Source organism: Halosolutus amylolyticus (assembly GCF_023566055.1).
Classification (GTDB): Archaea; Halobacteriota; Halobacteria; order Halobacteriales; family Natrialbaceae; genus Halosolutus; species Halosolutus amylolyticus.
This window is the reverse complement of the sequence record NZ_JALIQP010000002.1, coordinates 928732-942663: the sequence shown is the minus strand read 5'-3', so window position 1 is coordinate 942663 and position 13932 is coordinate 928732. Positions and strand designations below refer to the sequence as shown.

The 13932-nt window shown below is 63.6% G+C and carries 17 protein-coding genes; 11 read left to right on the top strand and 6 right to left on the bottom strand.

Annotated elements, in window-relative coordinates; genetic code table 11:
* Positions 1-70: 70 nt before the first annotated feature.
* The gene (locus tag MUN73_RS11030) at positions 71-1363 is read right to left on the bottom strand and encodes an RNA-guided endonuclease InsQ/TnpB family protein (protein ID WP_250140518.1); all 1293 of its coding nucleotides are present in this window, start codon (positions 1361-1363) and stop codon (positions 71-73) included.
* A gap of 322 nt (positions 1364-1685) precedes the next feature.
* Between MUN73_RS11030 and MUN73_RS11025 the strand changes: the two genes are divergently transcribed.
* From MUN73_RS11025 to MUN73_RS11015, 3 genes are all read left to right on the top strand, one after another.
* Positions 1686-2828 (top strand): MBL fold metallo-hydrolase, encoded by a 1143-nt coding sequence (locus tag MUN73_RS11025; RefSeq protein ID WP_250140517.1) that lies wholly within the window; start codon positions 1686-1688, stop codon positions 2826-2828.
* Positions 2829-2949: 121 nt separating this feature from the next.
* Positions 2950-3123, top strand: coding sequence for a hypothetical protein (locus tag MUN73_RS11020; RefSeq protein WP_250140516.1), 174 nt, complete (start codon positions 2950-2952; stop codon positions 3121-3123).
* A 323-nt stretch (positions 3124-3446) separates the two neighbouring features.
* Positions 3447-4586 (top strand): AI-2E family transporter, encoded by a 1140-nt coding sequence (locus MUN73_RS11015; RefSeq protein ID WP_250140515.1) that lies wholly within the window; start codon positions 3447-3449, stop codon positions 4584-4586.
* Positions 4587-4593: 7 nt separating this feature from the next.
* On the opposite strand, the gene MUN73_RS11010 is transcribed toward MUN73_RS11015, so the two are convergent.
* Entirely contained in the window at positions 4594-4947 is a 354-nt protein-coding gene (locus MUN73_RS11010) for a nuclear transport factor 2 family protein (protein WP_250140514.1), read from the bottom strand.
* 44 nt (positions 4948-4991) lie between these two features.
* Positions 4992-5882, bottom strand: a complete 891-nt coding sequence (locus MUN73_RS11005; protein ID WP_250140513.1) for a redoxin domain-containing protein — start codon at positions 5880-5882, stop codon at positions 4992-4994.
* 211 nt (positions 5883-6093) lie between these two features.
* Between MUN73_RS11005 and MUN73_RS11000 the strand changes: the two genes are divergently transcribed.
* From MUN73_RS11000 to MUN73_RS10990, 3 genes are all read left to right on the top strand, one after another.
* Positions 6094-7908 (top strand): Rieske (2Fe-2S) protein, encoded by a 1815-nt coding sequence (locus tag MUN73_RS11000; RefSeq protein ID WP_250140512.1) that lies wholly within the window; start codon positions 6094-6096, stop codon positions 7906-7908.
* A 196-nt stretch (positions 7909-8104) separates the two neighbouring features.
* Positions 8105-8605, top strand: coding sequence for a DUF367 family protein (locus tag MUN73_RS10995; RefSeq protein ID WP_250140511.1), 501 nt, complete (start codon positions 8105-8107; stop codon positions 8603-8605).
* An 81-nt stretch (positions 8606-8686) separates the two neighbouring features.
* Positions 8687-8836: a 50S ribosomal protein L40e gene (locus MUN73_RS10990; protein ID WP_250140510.1), complete on the top strand. Its 150-nt coding sequence runs from the start codon at positions 8687-8689 to the stop codon at positions 8834-8836.
* Positions 8837-8984: 148 nt separating this feature from the next.
* Here MUN73_RS10990 and MUN73_RS10985 read toward each other — a convergent pair whose 3' ends face one another.
* Complete coding sequence (locus tag MUN73_RS10985) at positions 8985-9596, bottom strand: MBL fold metallo-hydrolase (RefSeq protein WP_250140509.1); 612 nt, start codon at positions 9594-9596, stop codon at positions 8985-8987.
* Positions 9597-9804: 208 nt separating this feature from the next.
* Here MUN73_RS10985 and MUN73_RS10980 point away from each other — a divergent pair, with 208 nt between their 5' ends.
* The 4 genes from MUN73_RS10980 to MUN73_RS10965 all read left to right on the top strand — a co-directional run bounded on the left by MUN73_RS10980 (position 9805) and on the right by MUN73_RS10965 (position 11497).
* Positions 9805-9978 carry a DUF5786 family protein gene (locus MUN73_RS10980; RefSeq protein ID WP_250140508.1) on the top strand — a complete coding sequence of 58 codons (174 nt, stop codon included), beginning with the start codon at positions 9805-9807 and terminating at the stop codon, positions 9976-9978.
* A 6-nt stretch (positions 9979-9984) separates the two neighbouring features.
* Positions 9985-10560 carry an endonuclease dU gene (locus MUN73_RS10975; protein ID WP_250140507.1) on the top strand — a complete coding sequence of 192 codons (576 nt, stop codon included), beginning with the start codon at positions 9985-9987 and terminating at the stop codon, positions 10558-10560.
* 297 nt (positions 10561-10857) lie between these two features.
* Positions 10858-11100 carry an amphi-Trp domain-containing protein gene (locus tag MUN73_RS10970; protein ID WP_250140506.1) on the top strand — a complete coding sequence of 81 codons (243 nt, stop codon included), beginning with the start codon at positions 10858-10860 and terminating at the stop codon, positions 11098-11100.
* A gap of 190 nt (positions 11101-11290) precedes the next feature.
* On the top strand, positions 11291-11497 hold the full coding sequence (locus MUN73_RS10965; RefSeq protein WP_250140505.1) for a hypothetical protein: 207 nt from the start codon (positions 11291-11293) through the stop codon (positions 11495-11497).
* 105 nt (positions 11498-11602) lie between these two features.
* On the opposite strand, the gene MUN73_RS10960 is transcribed toward MUN73_RS10965, so the two are convergent.
* Together MUN73_RS10960 and MUN73_RS10955 are read right to left on the bottom strand one after the other, a co-directional pair.
* Positions 11603-11962: a DUF7344 domain-containing protein gene (locus MUN73_RS10960; protein WP_250140504.1), complete on the bottom strand. Its 360-nt coding sequence runs from the start codon at positions 11960-11962 to the stop codon at positions 11603-11605.
* A 171-nt stretch (positions 11963-12133) separates the two neighbouring features.
* Positions 12134-12793 (bottom strand): helix-turn-helix domain-containing protein, encoded by a 660-nt coding sequence (locus tag MUN73_RS10955; protein ID WP_250140503.1) that lies wholly within the window; start codon positions 12791-12793, stop codon positions 12134-12136.
* A gap of 470 nt (positions 12794-13263) precedes the next feature.
* Between MUN73_RS10955 and MUN73_RS10950 the strand changes: the two genes are divergently transcribed.
* On the top strand, positions 13264-13866 hold the full coding sequence (locus MUN73_RS10950; RefSeq protein ID WP_250140502.1) for a uracil-DNA glycosylase: 603 nt from the start codon (positions 13264-13266) through the stop codon (positions 13864-13866).
* The last annotated feature ends 66 nt before the right edge of the window (positions 13867-13932 follow it).

The following is a 13932-nucleotide window of genomic DNA, read 5'->3' as shown; positions in this document are numbered from 1 at the left end:
CAGTTGAACGTCCGATCGTCGAACTCGTCCGCCGGGTCGTCCTCGGCCTCCCGATCGGAGAGTCGCGGCGTCAGCTACCCACCGCTTCAGCGGTGGGCTTGTCAGTGGACTCCCGGTCTGCCGACACATAGGTGTCGGACGACACACTACTGTCGTTCACGGTCATCATCCCTGACTTCAGGGCGTACTGACAGAACGCCCCTCCAGCGGGAGACTTCTGCCCCTGCTGGAGTTTGAGCGCGAGTTTCCGAGCAATATTCTTCGCGGCGTTGTAATCCGCGTTCGCCGTGTAGGAACAGTCGAGGCACCCGAAGTGCTGGTCGTCGCGGTTCTCCTCCAACGTACACCCGCACTTCGAGCATTGCTGGCTCGTGTACTGCGGGTTCACAGTGTCCACGACGATGCCGTACTCTTCCGCCTTATACTCGACCATCGTTTGGAGGGCGTTGAATGCCCACTGTTGGAACTTCTTCCCGTCGCTGATACGCGCTCGAATCCGTTCCAAGTTTTCGAACGCAATGTGCGTACACTCGTGGCGGCGAGCCTCCTCGACGATGGCCTTGGAACACTGGTGAAGGTAGTCTTCACTCCAGCGACCGAACCTGTCTCCGATGCGTTGGTAGGTCAAGTGGGCACGCCGTGTGCCTGTTTGTTGGAGGCTGGCGCGGCGTTTCTCGAATTCGTGGCGCTGGTGGTTAAGATAGTCGGCGTTGCCGATGAACTTGCCCGTGCTGGTGACGGCGATGTGGTCGTTGACGTTGCAGTCCACGCCAAGGACGTTCGAATTCTCGGCTTTCTCAGGACTAGCAACGTCGAGTTCCCGCTCCATCACCGCGTGCAGGTAGAATTCATCTGCTTCGCTGTCGTAGTGGACAGTGCTGGTCGAAAACTCGTAGTCGTCGTTCAGTAGGTACTCGCCGTGTGGCGTTCCTTCAGGGTCGTCAGGCAGGTCGTACTCGCACTCGACGCGACCGTTCACGGTGGCGAGACTCACTTTGTCGCGGTGGTACGTGGCGGCCCGCTTGTCGTAGACGATGCTGAACGTGTTGTACTCAGGACGACTCGTATTCTCGCTGTTGGCAAGGTCATCGACACAGTTGTCGATGTCCTTGATAGCGCGTTTGATGGCTTTCTGGACGAGATTCGCGTGGAGTCCGTCAGTTTCCTTGCGGAGGTCGTCGTACAACGCTTCTTCAGCGGCGCTTTTGCTGGTCACGCAGTCCTCGTCGGGGTAGCGCCACGCCCATTCACTAGCGCGGTTCGCGCAATATTGGAAGAGGGTGTTGGTAGCGTGGAGGTCACTCTTGCGGTCGTCAGGTACGTCGAGTCGAACTCGGACGGTGCGTATGACCTCCCACGCCATACACGTCACATTAACGTGCTTTACTTTATTAATAATTTTGACTATGTTCGGGAGTCAGCCGTGCCATCGTCGGTAGTTTGTTGCACGGAGCGTACGCGCTTCCTCCCACGGCGAAAGCCGTGGGCTTCCGCGCTGCTACTGCTGTGATTGTCATCTCGGAGTGACCGTCCCGGCTTCGAGACCGTCCGCTGAGTGGGGGCCGACTGATCCGTGACGGCGGCGCGACGGGATTGCGGTCCTCCAACAGCGGACGGGATCGTGGTCCTCCAACCGGTCCGTACCCAGCTGTGGTATTACGTAACAAGGCGTCGTACCGATCGGCATGGTCACCACGCTCTCGCCCGATCGGCTGGTGGAACTGCAGGACGAGGACGCCGACTTCGTCCTCGTCGACACGCGGCCCGAGGACAGCTACGAGTCCTGGCACGTCACCGACGCGGTTCACTTCCCGTTCGGTCCCGAGGAGGATGTCGACGGTCGCCTCGAGGACCTGGAGGATCTGGTCGGTGACACCGATCGGGTGATCACCATCTGTGCGAAGGGGCTCTCGTCGGGGAACCTCGCGACCCAGCTCGACTCGGCGACCGACGAGTTCGAGGTTAATGCCGTCGACGGCGGGATGAAAGGCTGGAGCGGCGTCTACGATCGGGTCGCCCTCGACGTCGCGGACGACCTGACGGTAGTTCAACTCCAGCGTCGCGCGAAGGGCTGTCTGAGCTACCTCGTCGGCTGTGCCGAAACCGGTGACGCGATCGTCGTCGACCCGACGGCCGACACCGACGAGTTCACGGCGGCGGCCGCGGAGCAGGGGCTCACGATCGTCGGCGTCGTCGACACGCACGTCCACGCCGATCACGTCTCCGGCGGTCGCGAACTGGCCGCCGAACTCGCCGTTCCCTACTACCTGGGCGATCGGGCCGAGGAGCGCGGGGTCGAATTCGAGTACCGGCCGCTCGAGCGGAACGAGGTCATCGCGGTCGGGAACCGTGAGGTCAAGGCGATCGCGGCCCCGGGCCACACGACCGAGATGATCACCCTGCTCGTCGACGACGCGGCGCTGTTGACCGCCGACACGCTGCACGTCGATTCGACGGGACGGACGGAACTCGAGTTCAGCGAGGACGAGGGAGAGCAAGGGGCGCGAATGCTCTACGAGACGCTCCACCGGACGATCCTCGCCGAACCCGACTCCGTCGCCGTCCTGCCGGGCCACGTCACGGTCACGAGCGACGGCCGGTTCGGACACGGCCAGCCGGGGGAGCCGATCACTACCACGATCGGCGAGGCCCGGACCGGGATCGACGTCCTCGCGCTGGACGAGGAGGCGTTCGTCGATCGGCTGGCCGACGCGGGCGAGAAGCCGGCGAACTTCGAGGAGATCATCGACCTGAACCGCGGTGCCACGGCGGAACCGCCCGAGGAGCGGACCGAACTCGAACTCGGGCCGAACAACTGTTCGGCCTGAGATCGATCGGCTACACGCGTTGTCGCGACGCGAAAACGGCGGTCAGATCCGGGAACCGGTTCGGTTTGCTTGAGAACGGGGTTATGCTTCTCTGTGCAGTACGGTAACACGGTGATAGTAGATGCAAACGACAGCGACACGGGCCGTCGAGTGTCCACAGTGTGCGGAGCGGACGCGCGTATCGATCCCCGACGAGGACGCCGACCTGAAGGTCAGCCACTCGGTCGCGGCGTACGGTGAGCAGACGGCCGTCTCCTGCTCGAACGGTCACCGCTACTGGGTGGTCGTCTGTTAAGCAGGTAGCGGGTTCCATTCGAGAGGCCACCCTGATACTGATTGTCGTAACAGTAGATAGTAGCGCGGTTTCTTTATTCAGAATCGGACCTGAAACTGAATCAGGGCAGTTCGGTCACTACACGTGCGAACCTAACACCCTCCCTTCCATCAGCTAGGGCGGCGGTTGCGCCGGAAATGACTTACAGTAAACCGTATGACTCGTTTTTTACTCGGCACCGAGCCGTCGGTACCGTCGCTCCGTTCAGTTTCCGTCCGTCCCCAGTGACGGGGCCGACCCATTATATCAGTGGACTAATATCTCTGACTAACGAATCCCCGTCCATGCCCGATCGGCCCACGCCGCCCGACTGGATTCTCGAGCAATCCGGATTGACCGCGATCGCACTGCTGAGCGCGCTCCTCGGACTGGTCGTTCTCCTGCCGTACCTCCAGTACGTCCTGTTCGGCGTCGTTCTCGCGTACATCCTGTTTCCCGTCCAGCGACGCCTCGAGCAGTACGTCAGGCCGGCGGTCGCGGCGATCGCCCTGGTCGTGGCGACGTTGCTCGTCGTCCTGCTCCCGCTCATCTACGTCGTCACGATCGCCGTCCGGCAGGCTCTCGGTATCGTCCCCGCGATCAGGCAAGGACAGCTCGACGTCGAGACGGTCGAGGCGATCCTCGAGACCAACGGGTACACCGTCGACGTCGTCGCCGTGTACGAAGCGAACCAGGGCCGGATCGCGACGGCGCTCCAGCAGATTGCGACGGGGGCAATCGATTTCGCCGGGAGTTTGCCGAGTCTGTTCATCGGGCTGACCATCACGCTGTTCGTCCTCTTCGCCCTGTTGCGCGACGGGGAGCGCCTCGTCGACTGGTTCCACTGGGTGTTGCCGGTCGAGGACCGGATCCTGGCCGATCTCCGCGAGGGACTGGATCAGCTCATGTGGGCCTCGGTCGTCGGGAACGTCGCGGTCGCGGCCATCCAGGCGGTGATGCTCGGCGTCGGACTGGCGATCGCCGGCCTCCCCGCCGTCGTCTTTCTCACCGTCGCCACGTTCGTCCTGACGTTGCTCCCGCTCGTCGGCGCGTTCGGGGTCTGGATTCCGGCCGCGGGCTATCTCCTCGCCGTCGGGCGGCCGACCGCCGGCGCGGCGATGGTCGTCTACGGCCTGCTCGTCACCTTCTCCGATTCGTACCTTCGGCCGGCGCTGATCGGCCAGACCAGCGCGTTCAACTCCGCGATCGTCGTCGTCGGCATCTTCGGTGGTCTCGTCGCCTTCGGGGCCGTCGGCCTGTTCATCGGCCCCGTCGTCCTCGGTGGCGCGAAACTCACCATCGATTCCTTCGCTCGCGGCCACACCGGGGAACCGGCTCCCGGGGCCTCACCCGGGAGTTCCGGTGGTGATTCGGCGTCCGCGGAGACGGCCACCGAAGGGGAGACGGGGTCCGATGGAGCCGACGAGGGCGGACGCGACGAGTGACCGAGCGTCACCGGGAGTACGTCTCGAGCCTGCCGATCCGATCGCCCTCGAGTTCGAAGAAGTCGGCGAACTCGAACAGGGCGCGGCGCTCGCCGTCGCCGTCCGTCGCGCTCTCCTCGATCACGCGGCCGCGGACCGCCGCTCGCCCGTCGTCCGCGACGATCGCGTCCAGTTCGTGACGGGTCTCCGGGTTCGGCCGCTCGTCGCGCATGAACCGGACGAACGCCGCACGGCTCTCGAAGGTCCGATCGGGCCGGCGCTGGGCGAAATCGGGCGCGAGCACGTCCGCGAGCGTCTCGTAGTCGTGATCGTCGAGTGCGTCGTAGTAGCGTCGGACGAGCCGCGCTGCGTCGGTGGCCATACCGGACGATTCGTCGCCGGCGGGAAAAGTGTGTGACGCCGACGTCACTCCGCGAGGAGATCGACCAGGGCGTCCGGATGGGCCGGTTCGTCCCGGCGGTCGACGGCGGCGTGGGGCCGATCGGCGTCGGCGCGGTAGTCGTCGCCCGTCTCGACGTCGCCTTTCCCGTACCGTCTGGCCGCCTCCGCGTACCACTTCGCGGCGTTGCGCCGATCGGTCGCCTGTTCGTTGGCCGTCGTCGCCGCCTCGCGGACGCGCTCGTCCGTGGCGTATCGCCGGGCCGCGTCGAACGCCTCGATCGCCTCCGTGAGCGGGTCGACCGCCTGCTCGAAGGACGCGGCGGCGGACAGCCAGTCCGCCTCGACGAACGCGGTGTGGCCCTGGGTGTACGCCTCCAGGCCCTCGTGGTACCAGCGGTGGGCGACCCGGTAGCGCTCGACCGCGGTCTCGTCGTCGGAGGCCGACTCGATCGCCGATCGAACCGCCTCGAGATCGGGCAGTTCGCCCCGCTCGTCGGCCGCCCACGCGTATCGCACGGTTCGATCGGCGTCGAGGACGAACACCGATCGGCTGGCGACGGTTCGATGGCCGTCCAGGGCTTCGTCCTCGAGGACGCCGTAGGCGTCGGCGATCGACCCGTCGCCGTCGGAGACGAGCGGGAAGTCGAGATCGTTTCGCTCGGCGAAGGCGCGGTGACTGTAGGCCGAGTCGGTCGAAACCCCGACGATCGACACGTCCGGCTGCAGGCCGAACAGATCGAAGTCGCGAAGCGAACAGAGTTCGTCGGTACAGACGGGGCTGAAATCGGCCGGGTAAAACACGACGACCACGACGGCCGTATCCCCGACCAGTTCGTCGAACGTCGCGCGCCGAACTTCGCCGTCGACGGCCGCGGGCCGTTCGAACGTCGGCGCACTCTCTCCCGGTTCGAGCATACGCGTGCTTCGAATGCCGACTACGTATCTCCACCGGCCGCGGTTGTGTCCTCCACCGGCCGCGGCTGTGACGTCTTCGGACCGTGGGACGGCGCGTGATCGCGAGCGCGGTACGGAGCGTCGCCGTCACTCGATCGGCCGGAATCATACGATACGTTACATAATCCTGGTTCAGCGAACGTTTACACCGGTCTGTGCCGACAACTGGCACATGGCGACGACGGACGATTTCCACGAACTCGCACCGCTTTCGGATCTCGAGGCGGCTGGCCGCACGCAGGTTTCGATCGACGGGACGCCGCTGGCCGCCTTCTACCACGAGGGTGAGGTCCGGGTCGTCGACAACCGGTGCCCGCACATGGGGTTTCCCCTCTCGGAGGGGACCGTCGACGAGGGAATCCTCACCTGTCACTGGCACCACGCGCGATTCGAACTCTCCTGTGGCGATACGTTCGACCCCTGGGCCGACGACGTCCGGACGTACCCGACCGAGATCCGCGACGGCGTCGTTTACGTGAACCCGAACCCGGCGCGCGACCGGCCGCCAGCCGAGCACTGGACCGATCGCCTCGAGACCGGTCTCGAGGAGAACCTCCGCCTCGTCGCCGCGAAGTCGTCGATCGGCCTGCTCGACGCCGGCGTCGACTACCGGGAGCCGATGGCGGTGACGCTCGAATTCGGCACCCGGTATCGCGATTCGGGCTGGGGCCGCGGGCTGACAATCCTCGGCTGCCTGGCGAACGTGATGGCGGATCTCGATCCCGAGGATCGAAAGCGGGCGCTGTACACCGGCGTTCGCCACGTCGCCGACGACTGCGCCAGTGAACCGCCGCACTTCGACCAGCCGTCGTTCTCGACGAGCGAGGTCGACTTCGATCGGCTGAAGTCGTGGTTCCGCGACTGCGTCGAGGTTCGCGACGCCGACGGTGCCGAACGCTGTCTTCGCACCGCCGTCGCGTCGGGCTACTCGGAGGCCGAGATTGCGGACCTGCTCGTCGCCGCGGCGACCGACCACCCGTATCTCTCGACCGGGCACGTGCTCGACTTCGCGAACACGGCCCTCGAGAGCCTCGACCACGTGGGCTGGGCAACCGCCGACGACACCCTGGCGGCACTGGTCGAACCCCTGGTCACGGCGACCCGGAGCGACGAGCAGTCCGCGTGGCGACAGCCGATCGATCTCGTCGCCCTGCTCGAGGACGTCTACGGCGGCGACGTCACCGAGACGAGCGGCCTCGCGGACCTCGTGGCGGAGGGAGCGGAGCCGAGGGACGAGACGGCGTGGACGCCGCCGGAAGATTTCCAGGCAACCTTGCTCGGCGACGACCCCGAGGCGATCGTCGACGCGCTCGCGGGCGCGATCCGATCGGGGGCGACGACCGAGGCCCTCGCCGGCGAGGTGGCCCATGCCGCCGCGACCCGCGTCGCCCAGTTCGGGACGGCGAACGAGTTCTCCGACTGGGACACCGTCCATCACACGTTCACCTACGCGAACGCGGTTCACGGCTTCGCCCGCCGAACCGACGCGATCGAGTGCTACCGTGGCGTCTTCGACGCGGCCCTCAACGTCTACCTCGATCGGTTCCTCAACACGCCGCCAGCGCCGATCCCCGACCCCGGCGAGCACGAGAGCGATCGCGATCCCGACGCGGTGCTCGAGACCCTCCTCGAGACGTTCGACAGGGAGGGCGCGGTGAACGAAGCGGGCCGACTCGTGGCCGAGTTCCTCGACTGTGGCGGCGATCCCGCGGCCCTGAAGCGCACGCTCGGTCGCGGTCTCCTGCGCGAGGACGCCGGCTTCCACACGCTCCAGAACGTCGAGGCGGCGTTCCGGCAGTTCGAGCTGGCTGAATCGTCGGTATCCACCGGCGAGGACACGCAGATCGAACACGAGCGTCGCCGCCGCGTGCCGCTGATCGCGACCGCCCGCTACATGGCCGCCCACTTCCCGACGCGTCGCGAGGCGGACCAGACGTTCACGATCGCCCAGCGGCTCAACCGCGGGGAGACGATCCACGAAGGGTGACCGGTTCGATTCCGAGGGGTGATTGGATCGACTGCGTGGAGTGACCGGTTCGATTCCGAGGGGTGATTGGATCGACTGCGTGGAGTGACCGGTTCGATTCCGAGGGGTGATTGGATCGACTGCGTGGAGTGACCGGTTCGATTCCGAGGGGTGATTGGATCGACTGTCTTTTTCCGTCCCCGATCGTAGTCCCGGTGTGGAGTGTCACGTCTACTACGAGGGCGACGACGATCCCGACAAGTGCACCGCCCGCCGCCTCGAGCGGTTCGACGAGGCGATCCTCCACCGGTCTATGGGCCAGGTTCCCTACGGCGTCGTCCTCAACCCCCACGCCGAACAGGCGCTCTCGCCGGCCGACGCCGAGGAGGGGCTCGGCACGCTGGTCGCGCTGGACTGTTCGTGGGAGTCCGCGGGCGAAGCCGCCTTCCGGATGAACGGCATCCACCGGGCGCTCCCCTTCCTCGTCGCCGCGAACCCCGTCAACTACGGCCGCCCGTTCCGGCTGACGACGGTCGAAGCGCTCGCCGCCGCGTGCTGTATCTTCGGCGAGCGCGATCGGGCCGAAGAACTGCTCGAACCGTTCCGCTGGGGCGAGACCTTTCTGACGCTCAACGAGGAACCGCTCCGTCGCTACAGTGAGTGTGCGGACTCGAGCGAGGTCGTCGCCGTCCAGGAGGACTATCTCGCGGACGAGTGACTCGCGGGCGCGACGGTGGACGCGACTCGCGGGCGACGGCGGACCACAGCGGTTATATGTGCCACGGGCCAACCGAGGGGTATGCCCAAGTTCGACGCTGCCGAAAAGCGCTCCCTCGAGAAGATGATCTGCATGCGCTGTAACGCTCGCAACCCAAAGCGAGCCGACAACTGCCGGAAGTGCGGCTACGGGAACCTCCGCCCCAAGGCGAAGGAACCCCGCGCCGCATAATCGGGACCGCCCCGATTCGAACCGCCTGCCGTTTCTTCTCTCGATGGTTTGCCGACGAACGGCCGTCTCGTGACGTTTCGCGACGAACGTCCGGTTCGGTGATGTCGTCCGAACCGTTCCGCGCACGCTCGTCTTCAGCCTCCCTCAGCTACTCGTCCGGATACTTCGGTTCGCGCTTCTCCGCTCGCTCCAGCGCCGTCTCGACCACGTCGCGAACGTCGCCGTGGAAGACGCCGCCGTGGCCGGCGTACATGTGTTCGACCCCGTCAGGCAGGCGATCGAGCAGGTCCTCGACGCTCTCGATGAGTCGCTCGCGGGACTGGCCGGCCATGTCCGTCCGGCCGAAGCTGCCGTAGTCGAAGGCGCCGTCGTCGTGGACGACCACGTCGCCGGAGAACAGCGTCGTCTCGGAGACGAAGGAGACGTGATCGTCCGCGTGACCCGGCGTGTACACCACGTCGAACTCCTCGTCGCCGATCGGGACAGTGTCCCCGTCGTCGATCGCCTGGGTTCGCGTCGGGTGGTCAGCGTAGGCGTAGACGTCCGGGTCGAACGTCTCGGCCACGGCCTCGAGCTGTGCGACGTGGTCGCCGTGCTGGTGGGTCATCACCACGTCGTCCACGTCGTCGGTGTGGCTGTGAATCTCGTCGACGACTCCGTCCCACGCGCCGGCGTCTACGAGCGTCGTTCGATCGCCCACGACCAGGAAGGCGTTACAGGTGAACGTCTCCGCGTCCTCGGTGACGTGATGGACCTCCATACGCGCTCCGTCGTGAGCCGTCGGCAAAACGGTACCGTCCGATCGACAGGGGCGGTCGACCGGGATCGAGTCGGTATATGGGAATTCTGATGGTATTATACGGTCTCGAAGTCGTAAGGTTCTGTCGTAGACGTATCAGTGAAAGCGAAAACTGTCGGCAACGCGCAACCACGAGATTTTTCTATCGCAAGCCCCAAGTACCACCCGTATGGGATTCGGGAGCTACGACGAATCCGAGCAACAGGAGGTCGACGCTGATTTTGACGACGACGACGCGGTACAATCCTCGGAGAACAGTCACGACGGCTCGATCGAGTTCGAGAACGGTGCCTCGAGCGACGAACTCCTCGATCGGCTCAAGGAGATCAAAGACGACGGTTGAGACCGGATGAAGCCCGGGGTACGGGCGCTGGGCGTCGCCGAATCGTTTCGCGGTGACGACGCGAGTGCCGATCGAAGCACGTTCGCGGGTGCCGTCGTCCGTCGCGATCGCGTCGTCGATGGGCTGGGGTACGCGGCGTGTACCGTCGGCGGCACGGACGCGACGACGGCAGTCGAGTCGTTGGTCGACGACCTCGGTCGACCGGACGTCCGGTACGTCCTGCTCGGCGCCGTCGCCCCGGCGTGGTACAACGTATTCGATCTTTCGCGGATCCACGAGGCCGCCCAGCGACCGGTCCTCGCCGTGACCTTCGAGGCGAGCGACGGCCTCGAGGCTGGTCTCAGGGACGCGTTTTCCGGACCCGAACTCCGGGAGCGGCTGGACCTGTACCGATCGTTGCCCGATCGCCGCGCGGTGTCGGTCGACGACGAGACCGTCTACGTCAGGCACGTCGGTTGCGACGCCGCGGAAGCGGCCGCGATCGTGCGGGCGTTCACGCCCGAGGGTGGCAGGCCGGAACCGCTCCGCGTCGCTCGGCTGGCGGCACGGGCCGGTGACGAGTACGCCGCCGATCGGGAGTGAGATCGCCGATCCGTTCCGACGAACGGACGGCTACCGGTATCACTGGAGACGATCACCTATCACATTCCCAGTAAAAATTCTGCGTTTGTCCTGTGCTGACCGATCATCGTTCTCTACAGATTGCCTTTCAGCGCGTGCTACATTCGTGCTCTGGATTCAACGGAGCATTTCTGACAGTAGCTCGGTCGTTCGTTGCATCTCTGCGAGATACAAGGCGCGAATGCAGCATCGAAACGTGTTCTTCTGTTCTGGGGTTCGCATGTGGCTATATTGCCGTCGAGAGTGTGGTGAGAACTGATGCCCGAAGAAGAGCTATTCAAAACCGAGGAAGCGGTTCCGAGAACCGAGATTGCTGAAGCGTTACGCGATACTGCAGATCAGATCGAATCTGGAGATGTCACGCTAGTTAACGACGCAGAAGAGCAGACCGTGACTGTGCCGGAACGTCCTCGATTCGAAGTCGAACTCGAACGACTCACGGATTCAGAAACCGGCGAACAACGGTACGAACTCGAATACGAGATTAGGTGGACGAAATAGCGCCGTTGGCGTGTTGCATACACCCCCTGGGCCTTGTTTGAACGCGTGATTTCACAGGTGTGAGTCCTCGATGGCGCGTTCGATGTTGCGGACGGCGGATTTCATTTACAAGATAGGCGTTTTCGATCTCGACGAGTTTGTGGATAGCTGTTACCCATATGTTCATAACAGGTCGTCAGTATCTGCGTGTATGGACTACCGGTTCAGTGAGTGGTTGCGGTGTCCGTCATGCGATGAAGTGGAGGATATCTCGATGATGGCGCACAAGACCGATATCGTGCTCGAATGCTACGAGTGTGGCCAAATATCCGAGTACACTGTCGGGGAGGATATCGCCATCCACGAACTGGACATAGACGCTATCGCAGAGGTCGTTGACGAGCAGTTTGGTGACTAGACCCGCTCCCTGATCGGCCGGACAGCACTCCCTGCTCACAGTAACTCCTGCGACCTGTGGTTGCGTACTGAGAAACGCCCTCGTTCCACAGGAGGACGATCTAGATCACAATTCGACCGGTAGTTCGAGTTTGGGATCGGCTTCGATGACGGCCGACAGAGAGGGTTGCAATTCGTCAAACCGCTCCGTCGGTTCCACCAGTCCCCGGTCTCGATCGTAGTCGATAACCGACGCCGCTTCCAGTGTCGGAATATGTTCGTGATGCAGCGAGAGCCGAACCTGCGATAACTCGTCTCCAGAAACCGCTGTAGCCGAGAGGTGATGATTGTGTTTGATAACCACCTCCACGAGGTCCCTCAGCGTTAACGGCCGTTGCTGGTCTGTGAGGACCGCAAGGACGATGCGACGTTGTCGATTTCGACACAGGTCGAGAACCGCGTCGAAATTGATGGTGCGTTCGCTCATGATGCTGTTCATAACGAAAACCGGTTGCTGTTCGTATTGGGAACGCTCTCCCGACTGGACTCGGCCTCGAGGGGGTAACTGGAGCGGGATTCTGGCACTAGAAGATGTACTGCCCCGTTTCAAGAAAGGGTGATCGTAGACCCATCAGCTCTTTTAAGTCGTTTCGGAGGCTCACTCGAAGTCTGTCGCGCTCGCCAGCAACGCCTCGGTGAGGACTTGTTTCGTTCCCCGCCGAATCCGATCAGAGGTGGCCTGTTGCGAAATCTCCAGTTCGTCGGCGAGCTCGTCCAAGTTTGCTTCACTCGGCGTATCGAAGTACCCCATCCGAAGCCCCACGATGAGTGCCTCACGCTGTTCCTGAGAGAGGTCGAACTGCTTGACGCTCTCAGTTCGGTCGGTTTCCGTATACGTTCGTACAATGTGAATCGATATTCCGAGGTCGGTACAGAAGTTGTGGAACCGTGAGAGCGCATCGTGGTCGGGAAATCGGAGTCGGAAATACCACTTGTCATCGGCATACCCCTCTAAAATCGTCCCATCAGCCTCCGTGATCCCCTGGATGAGGTCGTTGTGTCGCCCGCGCCATCTCACTCGATAGAGCGTGCTATCCTCTACTTTGTCGAGCGCGAGAATATCATCAACGAACTCGTGCGCAGTTACTTTTTGTTCGAAGGTCTCGAAATCGTCTCCCGTTACCCACAAGAAGGGCACGACGGAGGTTCCTGTGGGCACGATCCGTTCGAGTTCGATTCGCATGTGAGGCGGCCCAGACAGTACTTCCCCGAGCGTGAACTCTTCGTTCTCAATTGTGTATTCGAGGATAACGCTCATCCACCTATTACAGGGTAGTCGGGAGTAAGAGTTGGCTCTTCGATTGCCGAATATGTCGATTGGATCTCGTTTGGACGCTAGTGAGAGGGGTGCTGTGGCTCGATGCTGATCCTTTAGACGATACCTCGTCGTGAGTTTTGACCCTCGATCGAGGCGATGGTGTCGCTCCAACCTCGATAAAGCGGTTGTAGAACCGAAATTGATCCATAAAGCGGTCGTAGAACCGAAGTTGTAGAAACCAGTGCCTCGATGGCGATTTCAGATCCAACACCGATACGGGTGCTCTCGGTCTGTGAATCCTGTTACCCTCGAATTTTCGGGTCTAAACACGGCCTGTGCTCTGTATTCGGTACAACTCGATCGACGTCATCCGGACCTGCCAGACTCTCCAGCGATCGCGTCAGAAGTGGCTCGCATCGCGACTGCTACGACTCGAAAGAGGTAGGAGGCGGCCGCGTGTCCTGCCGGCCATGGGAGAGATGGAAGATCTCCGGGTTACCGCCTGCACCCGGTGTCCGGACCTCGTCGACTGCCGGAGTCGGATCGTCAACGGCACCGGTCCCGACGACGCCGACGTCCTGTTCGTCGGCGAAGGGCCGGGCGCGAACGAGGACGAGCAGGGCGAACCGTTCGTCGGCCGGAGCGGCACCGTTCTGGACGACCAGTTGCGGGCCGTCGGCCTCGATCGGGAGACCGTTCGGATCACGAACTGCGTTCGGTGTCGGCCGCCCGAGAACCGCGACCCGACGACCGAGGAACTCGAGAACTGCCGGGAGTACCTGGAGCGGGAGATCGACCTGCTCGACCCGGACGTGATCGTCACGCTGGGGAAGGTACCCAGCGAACACCTGCTCGATCGATCGGTCGCGGTGACCAAGGAGGCCGGCGACGTCGTCGACGTCCGGATCGAGGGGACGCCGCGGCGCGTGTTGATCTGCGTCCACCCGGCGGCGACGCTGTACGATCGGAGCCAGGAGGAGACCTTCGCGACGACCCTCCAGCGGGCGGCGGACCTCGCTGGCGTCGACGGCAGCGACAACGGGGGCGGACAGACCCGACTCGACGGGTTTTGAGCGCGACGGGGACGCGAGCGGCCCGGATCTCGGCCCGGTTCCCCGGTTCGACCCGGAAACTATTGC